Source organism: Salmonella sp. A29-2 (assembly GCF_020150755.1).
Lineage (GTDB): Bacteria > Pseudomonadota > Gammaproteobacteria > Enterobacterales > Enterobacteriaceae > Salmonella > Salmonella enterica.
On sequence record NZ_CP083731.1, the window covers coordinates 4,110,419 to 4,123,350 of the forward strand.

A 12,932-nucleotide genomic window follows, 5' to 3' on the forward strand; every position below is an offset into this window, starting at 1 on the left:
CCCGCCCCCAGAAACCAATAAAGCGGCTAAATAGCCGCTTTATTCCCATCACCAAAAATAATCCATTCCCGCATCCACGCCGTTATTTTCATTCATTTTCAGCTGGACTTTCCTTCTATTCCCTGATGATATATCCAGGTATTTTTCGCAAGACGCCCGTGCTGCAACACGAGCGCCTCGCTAATCACAATCACTATTTCTAGAGGAATAGCCATCATGACTACCCCGCATTGTATTGCAGAATTCACCGATCCAGAAGTCTCCCCGGAAAATAACCGTAAAGGCACCGTCAGTTATGCGAGCCGCTTTGAAGATCACCAGCATATTCCGGCGATTATCATGAAAGGCCAGTGGCTGGAAGCCGCCGGTTTTACCACCGGCAGCAAAATGGATATTAAGGTGATGGAAGGCTGCATCGTGCTGACCGTGAAACCACCAGAGCCTGAGCTGGTTGAGTCTTTACGGCAAGTAAGCAAGCTGTCAGTACGTAAACAAAAGCAAGTTCAAACGTTTATCCGCGTGATTTCTTCTAAATAGGCAGGAAACCCAGGTGCGATTTAATTCGTACCTGGGTTGCAGTATCAGACATCAATCTCGTCTGTTGCTGTCTCTAATTCAGCAACATCATCCTGACTAATATTTTTCCCCATTGCCGCTTCGATCAATTTCAGCAATTGTTTTTTTCGATCGGCAAAAAATGCCTCGAAACTATCCTGCCGTAACAGCGAAGGCTCAATAAAGTGGCTGCGTAGGATCGCATCCATCTCGGCATTCTCCAGACCTACCTGCGGATGCGTCTGGATCTGCGACAGATACTCAGCCGGAGATCTCCCACCAATCATTCGATTGGCCTTATAGGAGATTGATGTTTTATTAATGATAGAGTTATACACTGCTGGACTAATATTATTATTTTCGCACCATATCTTTGGGAAAATATGGTGAATATCGAGTGCAATCTCACCATAATCTAACTTTTGGATCGTCGACTTCCAGAAAAAGTCTTGAGCACCATTGCGTAGGATCAACACGCTTAGCGCTTTATACGCGGCGCTCAATCGGGAGCGTAACGTCAATAAACGCCCGGGCTGGAATGATGCTTCATAAATGGTACGCGGTTCTTCACCGTCCCTCTCAATCCAGTTTAGTAACTCTTCCACATCGTTTGCGATACGTGTTTCTACCGCGCCGCCGTACAGTTCCCCCAGGACACCGCACCAGAACCAGCGCGCCAGTTTGTCATAAATTTTGGGCTCCAGCCAATTGCCTTGTAATTGCGATAATACTGCCGCCAGCGGCACAAGCTGCGTACGATAAGGCAGATCCCATGAGTGCATAAAACATTCATGATGGAGAAATTTAGCGGCAAGTAAGAAGCCTTTTTCCACATCGTCGGCCCAGCAATGATAATCTTCAAGAGAAAGCGCTAATACTGAAACTCGTTTAGCACTTACTGCAGTAACTGATTTCCCTGTCTTCCCTTCGGCCAGATCGGCACGCCGTTTTTTTAGCGTATTCAATATGCTGATAGCCTGTAAAAAGTCTGTCGGCTCTACGCCCTGTAGGATAGCTTCTTTATTCAGTACATTTCGGCGGCCAAATTTTTGACGCAAATTACTGCCAAACCAGTCATCCCGAAGATTAAACCCATCAGCCGCAAAACTGGCGGTCACCAGTTCAAATACGGATAGTGGAACACCACCGGTATTAACCTTTTCAAACACCAGGCAAACGGCCTCTTTGCTAGTTGATTTACCCAATTTAATAACAGGCAGCAAATAGTTCCTAAAGGCATTCAGAATTTTTTCACGGAACTGCATATAAGTGAAAAACTTTTCTTGTGAACACTTATATAAATGACTTTCCCATGCATCAGAGTTGATAATTTGGTTACAAGGGAAAAATAATGCTTCGCACTCTTTTTGCACGGTAGAAAAATCCATTTCAACCGTTTCCCCAAATGAGTTAACAAAAGTTTTTATATCACGACCAAAATTCATCGTTACTTTTTTAGACTTTTCAACAGAAATAAAAGCTTCATCAAGCCTATTGTCCAGAGCGGCCTCAATATCAATATAATAAAAACGGTCTATCTGCTTTCCTTTCTCGTTAAAAGTCTTAACGGGCGTATCCAGCATCAGGACTTGAGTCAAGGACGTTAAACGTTGCTGGCCATCCAGAATCAACATCTCAGGCTCGGTTTTCTGCAATTCTACATTTTCAACTGGACGCACCTGGAAGCGAACTTCTCCCCCAGTCTCCAGCAGCATAACCGCACCAACGGGAAAAGAACGGGCAATACTGACCAGCAAAGACCGGACATGCTCATCATCCCATACCCACCCTCTCTGGAAATCAGGCAACTGTACCCGCCCATCAGTAATCTGCCCCAGGATATCTTTTAAAGCAATTTTCGTCGTGTCAAACGTACTCATTCTGGCGCTCCTGCCATTTTCTCTTTTCAAATTAATAAATTACCACAAATAACATATCCTCAGACTCAATTTTATGCTTTCTGATTCTACTCTGTGCAGTATCATACCCGGTAATATGAAATTCAGGAGGGATCCATGAGCGATATCCAGCTTTTCCGCCTCGGTGGCGGGAAAGTACAAGAACTGCCGGGCAAAGCCGCAGCCATTGAAAAAGATCTGCAAATGCTGATCGAATCCCATATGGAAACGTTCCTTGGCGTCCGCTTTCTCGAGACCGAATACCACACGGGTAAAACCCATCGTGGGCGAATTGATTCCCTCGGCCTCGATGAAAATAACTGCCCGGTGATTATTGAATATAAGCGCCACAGCAATGAAAACGTCATTAACCAGGGGCTGTTTTATCTCGACTGGCTGCTCGATCATAAAGCGGAATTTCAGTTGCTGGTGATGGAAAAAATAAGTAAAACCGCGGCCAAAGCCATTGACTGGTCCGGCACACGGTTAATCTGTATTGCCGCCGATTTTAATAAATACGACGAACATGCCGTTCAGCAAATCAACCGCAATATCAACCTGATTCGCTACAAGCTTTTTGCCGACGACCTGTTAATGCTGGAACTGGTTAACGCCGTGGTCGAAAATAGCCCTCAGTACATCATCGCGAACGGTTCCGTCAGCAGCGGTAAACGCCATACCCGCACGCAGCGCGAACAGCTCTCTTCGGCCTCTCCCGCGCTGCTTTCATTATATGAACAGCTAAAAAGCTATGTGCTGTCACTCAGTGATGAGGTTCAGTTTAAAGAGCTTAAGCTCTATGACGCCTTCCGCCTCATTCGCAACTTTCTGTGCGTAGCCGTTTATCCCGTGACCGACCCACACCTACGCCTGTGGCTGAAAATCAATCCACAGCATATCCAGCTTGAAGAAGGATTTAGCCGGGACGTCACGCATATTGGCCACTGGGGAACCGGCGACGTCGAATTGATTGTGCGTAACGAACACGATCTGGATAAAGCCAAGCTGCTGATCGAGAAAGCCTGGCAGGAAAATTAGCGTTCCAGGATACCCGCCTACTGGAGAGGTTAAGATAAGATTATCCAGCCTTTCCAGTTTTACTGGCTCTTATCTGTTATTCCACATCCTTCCTTTCCAACCCAATATCCCTTAACTGCTCGTCACTCATTCGTCGCAGCGCCTGACAGGCCCGCTTACGCAGCCACCACCTTTTTAGCGCCCGTCTGAGCTGCACAAAGCCAATGAATGGTTGTCTGGGGCGGTTCTCGTAAAATTCCATACCGGCCTCCGCATAGAACAGAAAATGCGGGCATCATGAATGTCTGTACAAACAATACCGGGATAAAAAGCACGGTTAGTGCAACGTGGATAAATAAGGAGGACAATTGAGGGGGTTTTGTTCGCTTATTTCGTTCTGATTTAAGATCCGCGTCCTTCGCTGCAAAAAGCCAGGCCCCTCCCGTTTTCAGAGGGGCAACAGGGATTAGCGGCGCACCACTACCAGCTTCTGGTTCACAAACTCCTTAATCCCCAGATCCGATAGCTCGCGTCCGAAGCCCGAACGCTTAACGCCGCCGAACGGCAGCTCCGCTGCGGTGTCGGTCAGCCAGTTGATATAAACCATCCCGGTTTCAATCCGGGAGGCCATGCGTTTAGCACGCTCAATATCCTGACTAAACACCGCGCCGCCAAGGCCGTAGTGGGAATCGTTGGCGAGTTTTACCGCCTCGTCATCGTCTTTCACGACATACATCTGCGCCACCGGGCCGAAGAACTCTTCAAAGTACGCCGGGTTGTCACGCGTAATGTGGGTCAGAATGGTCGGCTCAAAGAAGTTGCCTTTGCTTTCTAGCGGCTTGCCGCCAACGTGCAGCGTCGCGCCATTTTTCACCGCTTCCTCGACCTGTCTGGTCAGTGTATCCAGAGCATCTTTCGACGACAGCGGCCCCAGTTCGGTAGAAGCGTCCATCTGATCCCCCACCTTCACCTTCCTGAATGCCTCGGTGAACTGGCTGAGGAATTGATCGGCGATTTTCTCATGCAGGATAAAGCGCTTCGCCGCCGTACATACCTGCCCTGCATTAGTGAGCCGTGCCTGCACGCCAATTTTCACCGCTTTCTCAAGATCGGCATCGTCCAGCACGACGAACACATCGTTCCCGCCCAGTTCCAGCGTCGATTTTTTAATGTGCTTCGCCGCTTGTGCCGCCACGGCGCTCCCCGCTTTTTCAGATCCGGTTAGCGCCGCGCCCTGCACGCGCGGGTCGGCGATGATATTCGCCACCTGATCGGAGGAAATAAACAGGTTGGTCCATGCGCCGTCCGGCGCGCCAGCTTCACGCACCAGATGGGCAAACGTCTCGGCGCAGTGCGGTACGATGCTGGCATGTTTCGCCAGCACCGGGTTACCTGCGGCCAGGTTCGGCGCCAGCACACGCATCAACTGATAGTACGGGAAGTTCCACGGCTCAACAGCCATGATGACGCCAATCGGATGATGTTCTACCCACGCGTCGCCAAACTCGGTTTTATAAGGCACCGGGGCAAGAAACTGCTTCGCGTTATCCGCATAATAGCGAGCGATCTGCGCACACAGTTTGACTTCGCCACGGCTCTGCTCGATGAGCTTGCCCATCTCCTGGCTGGCGATTTTTGCCAGTTCTTCAACACGGCTGTCGATCAAGTCAGCCAGCTTATGCAGTACCGGCAAACGTTGGTCAATCTCTCCCTTGGACCAGTCGGAGTGATAGAGCGCGTCAGCTTTTTGCAGCGCGGCTTCAATATCCGCGTCCGTGTGCGGGGGATACTCTTTAATGAGCTGATTATTGGCAGGATTCACTGTCTGGTAAGCCATATCACATGTCTCCTTGTTATCGTCATTAAGGCAGCCGGAAATGCCGCTCAGAACAATAAGGGTAGTAGAGATGGCTGGCGCTATCGGTAAAGTTCGGTATATTCGTGCGGTTATCAGCGATAATTATAGAGAGCGTTGCCCGGCGGGCACCGGGCCTGCAACATTCAGACTGGAACCGCGTTAGTGGCTAACATCCTGAAGCTCTTCAGCCGTAAGGCCGGTGAACCGCTGGACAGTCTCGCGGTCAAGTCCGTCCGCCAGCATCTGTCTGGCGATACGCAATGCGGCAACACGCTGACCTTTTTCCAGCCCTTTTTCCAGTCCTTCCTCCAGACCAACCTGTCTTCCTTGCCGTTCCCCTTTTCTGCGATCCGCTGCGCGGATCCTCTCTATCAGCGTCATCAGTCTCTCCTTAGTGTGCGGGACATGCCCTACCACATCACGAATAAACGTGGTGAAACGAGGCGTATGTCCGTGCTGAATCATAAGATAATTAAACAGCGCTTTAAGCTGCCTGTCATTAGCGCAACCAGTAACTAACAGCGAAGCAATCCGTTCAACCAGTCCCAGCAGGTCCCGCTGGCGGATATGTTTTTGAATGAGCTCCAGCAGCGCAATGCGGCGGTGCTGCATAATGTCATCATCCGATACCACCGTAATATCGACCAGCGGAAAGGCAGCGGCATAGAGTCTTCTTGCCACTTCCGGGTTCGCAAACTCATCCAGCCAGCACAGCGAAAAAGGATACGGGCTATCAACACCGTGATAAAACAGCATCGGCACCACCAGCGGAAGATGCTTATGCCCCGCATCCAGATGCTGTTGCATTGCCGCCATCGCATACCGCATCAGCCGAAACGCCATATGCGCATCCGGCGTGCTCTGATGTTCAATCACGACGTAAATATAACCGTCGCCCTCGCGCGTTTTCAGCGACCAAAGCACATCGGAATAATAGGCTCGCAGATTTTTTTCAATAAAACTGCCGGGTTCCAGCTTTAGCGTCCGCAGGTCGCAAAGCTGGCGTAACGACACCGGCAGATGAATCTCCATAAAATCGCGGGCGGTTTCCGGGTGGCGCAAAAAGGTTTTAAACACCGCATCATGCGGTGTTGAGGTCGTCGATTTTTTCATGGCGCTCCGTCACCCCAAACCAGGATGCTGCGACTCTACCTCCTGAAAATTCCTTTCTCATCCGTACCTTTTCAGCATTGCGAGGCGCGACGGAAGATAAATCCTGTTATCTGTAATGCACATGCATTTTCGGAACTGAACACGCAAAATACCAGCCTGCGCGCCCTGCCTTTATCTTTATTAACCAGACAAACTCTTTTGATTAACATCAAAATTTAATTACACTTAATGTGTATATTTTCCGTGCAACGTAAATTTCCCGAGGTGTGATGTGCTGATTGTTATCTGTAATCGCCACACGTTCTGACGAGATTCATAACGCGTCTCTTCCTGTCTGTGTTTTCACCGGCAGCGTTTTTGATTACATGAAATTCAGTACATCCGCAGCCGCTGTTTCCATCGCCTGCCTGACGTCACGATGACGGTATTGAGTTTCGCTGTCCCATCATGGGGTTCTCCGACATGGAGCGCATTTTTTATGCAACGGATTATTCAGTTTTTCTCCCAACGCGCCACAACGTTATTTTTCCCGATGGCGCTGATTTTGTACGATTTTGCCGCCTATCTGACGACGGATCTGATTCAGCCTGGCATCATTAACGTCGTGCGCGATTTTAATGCTGACATCAGTCTTGCACCGGCCTCGGTCAGTCTCTATCTGGCGGGCGGAATGGCGTTGCAATGGCTTCTGGGGCCGCTATCCGACAGGATTGGCCGCCGGCCAGTGCTGATCGCAGGGGCATTAATTTTTACTCTCTCCTGCGCGGCAACGCTGTTGACGACCTCAATGACGCAGTTTCTGATTGCCCGTTTTGTGCAGGGCACCAGCATTTGCTTTATCGCAACGGTCGGCTACGTCACGGTACAGGAGGCCTTCGGTCAAACCAAAGCCATTAAGCTGATGGCGATTATTACCTCCATTGTGCTGGTCGCTCCGGTTATCGGCCCGCTCTCCGGCGCCGCGCTGATGCACTTCGTTCACTGGAAGGTACTGTTCGGTATTATTGCGGTGATGGGACTGTTGGCGTTGTGCGGCCTGCTGCTGGCGATGCCAGAAACGGTGCAACGCGGCGCGGTGCCGTTCAGCGCGGTGAGCGTACTGCGCGATTTTCGTAATGTGTTTCGCAACCCGATTTTTCTCACCGGGGCGGCGACGCTGTCGTTGAGCTACATCCCGATGATGAGCTGGGTGGCGGTGTCGCCGGTGATTCTGATCGATGCCGGCGGGATGAGTACTTCGCAATTCGCCTGGGCGCAGGTGCCCGTATTCGGCGCGGTGATCGTGGCCAATATGATCGTTGTGCGCCTGGTGAAAGATCCGACCCGACCGCGTTTTATCTGGCGCGCCGTACCAATTCAGTTAAGCGGGCTGGCAACATTGCTCCTCGGTAATCTTCTTCTGCCGCACGTCTGGCTTTGGTCTGTGCTGGGCACCAGCCTGTACGCGTTCGGCATTGGCATGATTTTCCCGACGCTGTTTCGCTTCACGCTTTTCTCCAACAACTTGCCAAAAGGGACGGTTTCGGCCTCGCTGAACATGGTGATTCTGACGGTGATGGCGGTGTCGGTCGAAGTTGGCCGCTGGCTGTGGTTTCACGGCGGGAGACTGCCGTTTCACCTGCTGGCAGCGGTGGCCGGGGTGATTGTGGTCTTCACCCTGGCGACATTATTACAGCGCGTGCGCCAGCATGAGGCGGCAGAACTGGCCGCTGAGAAGTAACTACTCTGCCGGATAGAGGCTTATCCGGCACAGGATAATCTGATGTTTTTTGCACGTTCCTGCCGTCTGGCTCTATCCTTAACCCTATGAATAAAATCGCCGAACTCAAACGCGCCAAACGCCTGGCGCTCTCACTGTTGCTGATAGCCGCCGCGACGTTTGTAACCACGCTTTTCCTGCCGCCCAGTTTCTGGGTGCTGGGCGTAAAAGCTATTGCCGAAGCGGCGATGGTTGGCGCGCTGGCGGACTGGTTTGCCGTGGTGGCGCTGTTTCGCCGTATTCCCATTCCGTTTATTTCACGACATACGGCGATTATTCCCCGTAATAAAGACCGAATCGGCGAAAATCTTGGGCAATTTGTGCAGGAGAAGTTCCTTGATACGCAGTCGCTGATCGCGCTAATCCGCCGCCATGAACCCGCGCTGCTTATCGGAAACTGGTTCAGCCAGCCGGACAACGCCAGCCGGGTCGGGCAGCATCTGCTGCAAATTATGAGCGGCTTTCTGGAACTAACCGATGACGCCCGTATTCAGCGGCTGCTCAAGCGAGCGGTACATAAGGCGATTGATAAAGTGGACCTTTCCGGCACCAGCGCCCTGATGCTGGAAAGCATGACCAAAAACGATCGTCACCAGGTGTTATTCGATACGCTGATCGCCCAGCTTATCGCCCTGTTACAGCGTGACAGCTCCCGAACATTTATCGCCAGACAGATCATACGCTGGCTGGAGACCGAGCATCCGTTAAAAGCGAAGATTCTGCCGACCGAATGGCTGGGAGAACACAGCGCTGAACTGGTCTCCGACGCGGTAAATTCTCTGCTGGATGATATCAGTCACGACCGCGCGCATCAGATTCGTCATGCCTTCGATCGCGCGACGTATAAGCTGATCGATAAACTTAAACATGATCCGGAAATGGCTGCCCGGGCAGAAAACATTAAAAGTTACCTGAAGGAAGATGAGGCGTTTAACCGTTATCTCGGCGAGATCTGGGCGGATCTACGCCAGTGGTTAAAAACAGATATCAACGCCGAAGACTCGAAGGTAAAGCAGCGCATCGCTCATGCCGGACAATGGTTTGGCGAGACGCTGATCGCCGACGACGCATTACGCGCCTCGCTTAACGGTCATCTGGAACAGGCCGCGCACCGGGTCGCGCCGGAATTCGCCGCCTTCCTGACGCGCCACATCAGCGATACCGTAAAAGGCTGGGATGCGCGCGATATGTCGCAGCAGATTGAGCTTAATATCGGTAAAGATTTGCAGTTTATCCGCGTGAACGGCACGCTGGTCGGCGGCGCTATCGGTCTGGTGTTATATTTACTGTCACAAATACCGGCACTGCTCAGTATTTAAGAAGGGGAAGGCGCAATTCTCGTTCAGATTAACTGCCAAACCCCGCACGCGGGAGGCATTAATTTAATGCCATTTCCCACCGATGCCCCTCTTCTCAATCCGTTATTCGCCTGCGCTTCACTTTCTTTTCTTGCAAATTTGAAACATTAATTTTACTTTTTATTATCATTTACAACAACAATCCGGCATTCCTGCCTTACTTTAGCAAAGAGAAAAACCATGGTTCATGCTCAGAGCGCTTCACCTCGCCATCCCATTTTTACGGCGCTTTTCGGTATGGTGGTATTGACGCTGGGGATGGGAGTTGGCCGCTTTCTGTATACGCCCATGCTGCCGGTAATGCTGGCGGAAAAGCAGCTAACGTTTAACCAACTCTCCTGGATTGCCAGCGCCAATTATGCAGGGTACCTGGCGGGAAGCTTACTGTTTTCCTTTGGCCTTTTTCATCTCCCCTCTCGTCTACGCCCCATGCTGCTGGCTTCGGCGGTCGCCACCGGTATTCTTATTCTGTCTATGGCGATATTTACTCAGCCCGCGGTCGTCATGTTGGTGCGCTTCCTGGCAGGCGTCGCGAGCGCGGGAATGATGATTTTTGGATCAATGATTGTGTTGCATCATACCCGCCATCCGTTTGTGATCGCCGCGCTCTTTTCCGGCGTCGGGGCCGGGATTGCACTGGGCAACGAATATGTCATTGGCGGTTTACATTATGCGCTTTCGGCCCATTCGCTATGGCTGGGGGCCGGAGCGCTCGCCGGTATATTGCTATTAATCGTGGCAATGTTGATTCCCCCCCGCGCTCATGCGCTGCCGCCTGCGCCTTTAGCAAGAATCGAAAATCAGCCTATGCCCTGGTGGCAACTGGCGCTATTGTACGGTTTCGCCGGATTCGGCTACATCATTGTCGCCACCTATTTGCCGCTGATGGCGAAAAGCGCGGGCTCTCCGCTACTCACGGCGCACCTTTGGTCGTTGGTCGGCCTGGCGATCATTCCCGGCTGCTTCGGCTGGCTGTGGGCGGCAAAACATTGGGGCGTCCTGCCATGCCTGACCGCGAACCTGTTGATCCAGAGCGCCTGCGTGCTGCTGTCTCTCGCCAGCGACTCGTTGTTGCTGTTAATACTGAGCAGTATTGGTTTTGGCGCCACGTTTATGGGCACAACCTCGCTGGTGATGCCGCTTGCCCGACAACTCAGCGCGCCGGGTAATATTAATTTGTTAGGCCTGGTGACGCTAACGTATGGTATTGGGCAAATTCTCGGTCCGCTCGCCGCCAGTCTGTCAGGCAATGGCGCGCCGGCAATTATCAACGCCACGCTTTGCGGCGCCGCGGCGCTCTTTTTTGCCGCGCTGATCAGCGCCGCGCAGCAGATAAAACAAAAACGGTTTGTGATACGTGAATAAGCGGTAGAGTAAACCCGCGCTATCCGCACCGGGTTGTATCTTTAACGCTATTCGCGGCGCAATGCGGATCTGTTTTTAATAGCACATCCTCAACACGTTATTTCAAGGTAAAGATGCCACTAAAAACTATACTTATTCTATGGTTTTTAGTGCTATCAATCTGCCTGTTATTTTATATACCCTTCATACTTCAAGTGGATTATGTGTTGGCTACGGATTACCCGGCCCATCCATGGGCCTCGCCCTGACGGGCCGTTGCTCACCCCAGTTACATAGTTATCTATGCTCCTGGGGACTCACTCCCTTGCCGCCTTTAAGCAACTCGAATTATTTTGGCTATATATCCCATTATGATGATTATCGCGCCTTTTCAAATCATCACAATTATAAATAAATCACATCATGAAATTAATTAGATGATTCGTTTTTTATTACCTGCCCGTAGGATTCTTAGGGCGCAAACTGACCCATCAGCGGCTACTGACCTGACCGTGACAATTCCTCTTAAGGCGTGAAAAATTACAGTAAAAAGTAAAATTTAGGTTAAAAAATCCTATTTTTTAACAACGATAATTAAGTGGCGTGAAATTGACTAACGTCAAATTTATTTCTCCTTTTTCCTGCTCCCGGCTCCGGCCTGCGCCAACACCTGTTTCTTTGCTTTTTTACCTCGCGTTATACCGTCCACGGTTCCCCGCGCCTCCGGCAGTAGCGAGGATGGTGATTTTTCGCGCTACTATGCAAGAAACGCATAGCACGATACATACTTGCATTTTGTCCTTACCCTTATGGCTGATAAGGTCTTTCTGTTTCGGGCTTTTTGGCCTGTGGCTACAACCAACACATCATCAAAAAAATTCGGGGATCGCTATGGCGCAACAAGTGGACGGGGCGGCCATGCCGCTTGATACAGAAAAGGTCGGGATAAAGGGATACCTGGCGTTTTTTCTCACCATTATTTTCTTTTCCGGCGTATTTTCCGGAAGCGAAGGCTGGTGGCGCGTTTTTGATTTTACCGTACTCAACGGGTCATTCGGTCATGTGACCGGTACGCAGACCTTTCGCGGCGCGGGCGGAACGGGCGCGAAAGATGGCTTCCTTTTTGCGCTGGAGCTGGCGCCGTCGGTTATCCTTTCTCTGGGTATCATCGCGATTACGGATGGACTGGGCGGTCTGCGGGCGGCACAGCAACTGATGACGCCCATCCTGAAACCGTTGCTTGGCATTCCCGGCATTTGCTCACTGGCGCTGATCGCCAACCTGCAAAATACCGACGCCGCGGCGGGTATGACTAAAGAGCTGGCACAGGAAGGCGAAATCACTGAACGCGATAAAGTGATTTTTGCTGCCTGGCAGACCAGCGGCAGCGCTATTATCACCAACTATTTCTCCTCCGGCGTTGCGGTATTCGCCTTTCTGGGGACGTCAGTCATCATTCCGCTGGTGGTCATTCTGCTATTCAAATTTATCGGCGCAAACCTTTTGCGCATCTGGATTAACATCGAAGAACGCCGTCACCCTGCGCAAGGAGCCCAATCATGACGACTCAGGTACGTAAGAATGTCATGGATATGTTTATCGATGGCGCACGCCGCGGTTTTACCATCGCCACGACCAACCTGTTACCCAATGTGGTCATGGCATTTGTCATTATTCAGGCGCTGAAAATTACCGGTCTGCTCGACTGGGTAGGCCATATCTGCCAGCCCGTGATGGCGTTGTGGGGGCTTCCCGGCGAAGCGGCTACGGTGCTTCTGGCTTCGCTGATGAGTATGGGCGGCGCCGTTGGCGTGGCGGCCAGTCTGGCTACCGCCGGCGCGCTAAGCGGCCACGATGTTACCGTACTACTGCCAGCCATTTACCTGATGGGAAACCCGGTACAGAATGTCGGTCGCTGTCTCGGTACTGCCGAAGTCAACGCCAAATATTACCCGCATATTATCGCAGTCTGCGCCATCAATGCGCTGCTGTCGATCTGGGTCATGCAGCTTATTGTTTAATAAGGAGTT

General features: G+C 51.3%; 12 protein-coding genes. 8 read left to right on the forward strand and 4 right to left on the reverse strand.

The window, feature by feature from the left end; all coding sequences use genetic code 11:
• The first annotated feature begins 216 nt into the window (after nt 1–216).
• Entirely contained in the window at nt 217–537 is a 321-nt protein-coding gene (gene symE / locus K8W53_RS20050) for an endoribonuclease SymE (RefSeq protein WP_023224852.1), read from the forward strand.
• 44 nt (nt 538–581) lie between these two features.
• Here symE and K8W53_RS20055 read toward each other — a convergent pair whose 3' ends face one another.
• On the reverse strand, nt 582–2,435 hold the full coding sequence (locus tag K8W53_RS20055; RefSeq protein ID WP_023224851.1) for a DUF262 domain-containing protein: 1,854 nt from the start codon (nt 2,433–2,435) through the stop codon (nt 582–584).
• A gap of 135 nt (nt 2,436–2,570) precedes the next feature.
• Here K8W53_RS20055 and K8W53_RS20060 point away from each other — a divergent pair, with 135 nt between their 5' ends.
• Complete coding sequence (locus K8W53_RS20060; protein ID WP_023224850.1) at nt 2,571–3,491, forward strand: DUF5655 domain-containing protein; 921 nt, start codon at nt 2,571–2,573, stop codon at nt 3,489–3,491.
• 76 nt (nt 3,492–3,567) lie between these two features.
• Here the strand turns inward: K8W53_RS20060 and yjiS are convergent, their stop codons facing one another.
• Nucleotides 3,568–3,732: a DUF1127 domain-containing protein YjiS gene (gene yjiS, locus K8W53_RS20065; RefSeq protein WP_000397917.1), complete on the reverse strand. Its 165-nt coding sequence runs from the start codon at nt 3,730–3,732 to the stop codon at nt 3,568–3,570.
• Between yjiS and K8W53_RS20070 the strand changes: the two genes are divergently transcribed.
• Nucleotides 3,699–3,842 carry a hypothetical protein gene (locus tag K8W53_RS20070; protein ID WP_052939531.1) on the forward strand — a complete coding sequence of 48 codons (144 nt, stop codon included), beginning with the start codon at nt 3,699–3,701 and terminating at the stop codon, nt 3,840–3,842. The genes yjiS and K8W53_RS20070 overlap by 34 nt on opposite strands.
• A gap of 94 nt (nt 3,843–3,936) precedes the next feature.
• Here K8W53_RS20070 and K8W53_RS20075 read toward each other — a convergent pair whose 3' ends face one another.
• Both K8W53_RS20075 and K8W53_RS20080 read right to left on the reverse strand, forming a co-directional pair.
• Entirely contained in the window at nt 3,937–5,307 is a 1,371-nt protein-coding gene (locus tag K8W53_RS20075) for an NAD-dependent succinate-semialdehyde dehydrogenase (protein ID WP_023224849.1), read from the reverse strand.
• A 180-nt stretch (nt 5,308–5,487) separates the two neighbouring features.
• Nucleotides 5,488–6,441 (reverse strand): Rpn family recombination-promoting nuclease/putative transposase, encoded by a 954-nt coding sequence (locus tag K8W53_RS20080; RefSeq protein WP_000749996.1) that lies wholly within the window; start codon nt 6,439–6,441, stop codon nt 5,488–5,490.
• 478 nt (nt 6,442–6,919) lie between these two features.
• Here K8W53_RS20080 and mdtM point away from each other — a divergent pair, with 478 nt between their 5' ends.
• The 5 genes from mdtM (at nt 6,920) to K8W53_RS20105 (ending at nt 12,923) form a co-directional block, all read left to right on the forward strand.
• Nucleotides 6,920–8,161, forward strand: a complete 1,242-nt coding sequence (gene mdtM / locus K8W53_RS20085) for a multidrug efflux MFS transporter MdtM (protein WP_023224847.1) — start codon at nt 6,920–6,922, stop codon at nt 8,159–8,161.
• 86 nt (nt 8,162–8,247) lie between these two features.
• Complete coding sequence (locus K8W53_RS20090) at nt 8,248–9,519, forward strand: DUF445 domain-containing protein (protein ID WP_023137548.1); 1,272 nt, start codon at nt 8,248–8,250, stop codon at nt 9,517–9,519.
• 219 nt (nt 9,520–9,738) lie between these two features.
• Nucleotides 9,739–10,923 carry an MFS transporter gene (locus tag K8W53_RS20095; protein WP_023224846.1) on the forward strand — a complete coding sequence of 395 codons (1,185 nt, stop codon included), beginning with the start codon at nt 9,739–9,741 and terminating at the stop codon, nt 10,921–10,923.
• Nucleotides 10,924–11,793: 870 nt separating this feature from the next.
• On the forward strand, nt 11,794–12,465 hold the full coding sequence (locus K8W53_RS20100) for a nucleoside recognition domain-containing protein (RefSeq protein ID WP_000068750.1): 672 nt from the start codon (nt 11,794–11,796) through the stop codon (nt 12,463–12,465).
• A complete protein-coding gene (locus tag K8W53_RS20105) occupies nt 12,462–12,923 on the forward strand; it encodes a YjiG family protein (RefSeq protein ID WP_000211979.1) in 462 nt (153 codons plus the stop codon). The genes K8W53_RS20100 and K8W53_RS20105 overlap by 4 nt, the downstream gene beginning before the upstream one ends.
• Nucleotides 12,924–12,932: the final 9 nt, after the last annotated feature.

What these genes read in the sequence shown, in the direction of transcription:
- symE (WP_023224852.1), top strand. Translation starts at nt 217, where the DNA reads ATGACTACCCCGCATTGTATTGCAGAATTCACCGATCCAGAAGTCTCC.
- K8W53_RS20055 (WP_023224851.1), bottom strand. Translation starts at nt 2,435, where the DNA reads ATGAGTACGTTTGACACGACGAAAATTGCTTTAAAAGATATCCTGGGG.
- K8W53_RS20060 (WP_023224850.1), top strand. Translation starts at nt 2,571, where the DNA reads ATGAGCGATATCCAGCTTTTCCGCCTCGGTGGCGGGAAAGTACAAGAA.
- K8W53_RS20070 (WP_052939531.1), top strand. Translation starts at nt 3,699, where the DNA reads ATGGTTGTCTGGGGCGGTTCTCGTAAAATTCCATACCGGCCTCCGCAT.
- yjiS (WP_000397917.1), bottom strand. Translation starts at nt 3,732, where the DNA reads ATGGAATTTTACGAGAACCGCCCCAGACAACCATTCATTGGCTTTGTG.
- K8W53_RS20075 (WP_023224849.1), bottom strand. Translation starts at nt 5,307, where the DNA reads ATGGCTTACCAGACAGTGAATCCTGCCAATAATCAGCTCATTAAAGAG.
- K8W53_RS20080 (WP_000749996.1), bottom strand. Translation starts at nt 6,441, where the DNA reads ATGAAAAAATCGACGACCTCAACACCGCATGATGCGGTGTTTAAAACC.
- mdtM (WP_023224847.1), top strand. Translation starts at nt 6,920, where the DNA reads ATGCAACGGATTATTCAGTTTTTCTCCCAACGCGCCACAACGTTATTT.
- K8W53_RS20090 (WP_023137548.1), top strand. Translation starts at nt 8,248, where the DNA reads ATGAATAAAATCGCCGAACTCAAACGCGCCAAACGCCTGGCGCTCTCA.
- K8W53_RS20095 (WP_023224846.1), top strand. Translation starts at nt 9,739, where the DNA reads ATGGTTCATGCTCAGAGCGCTTCACCTCGCCATCCCATTTTTACGGCG.
- K8W53_RS20100 (WP_000068750.1), top strand. Translation starts at nt 11,794, where the DNA reads ATGGCGCAACAAGTGGACGGGGCGGCCATGCCGCTTGATACAGAAAAG.
- K8W53_RS20105 (WP_000211979.1), top strand. Translation starts at nt 12,462, where the DNA reads ATGACGACTCAGGTACGTAAGAATGTCATGGATATGTTTATCGATGGC.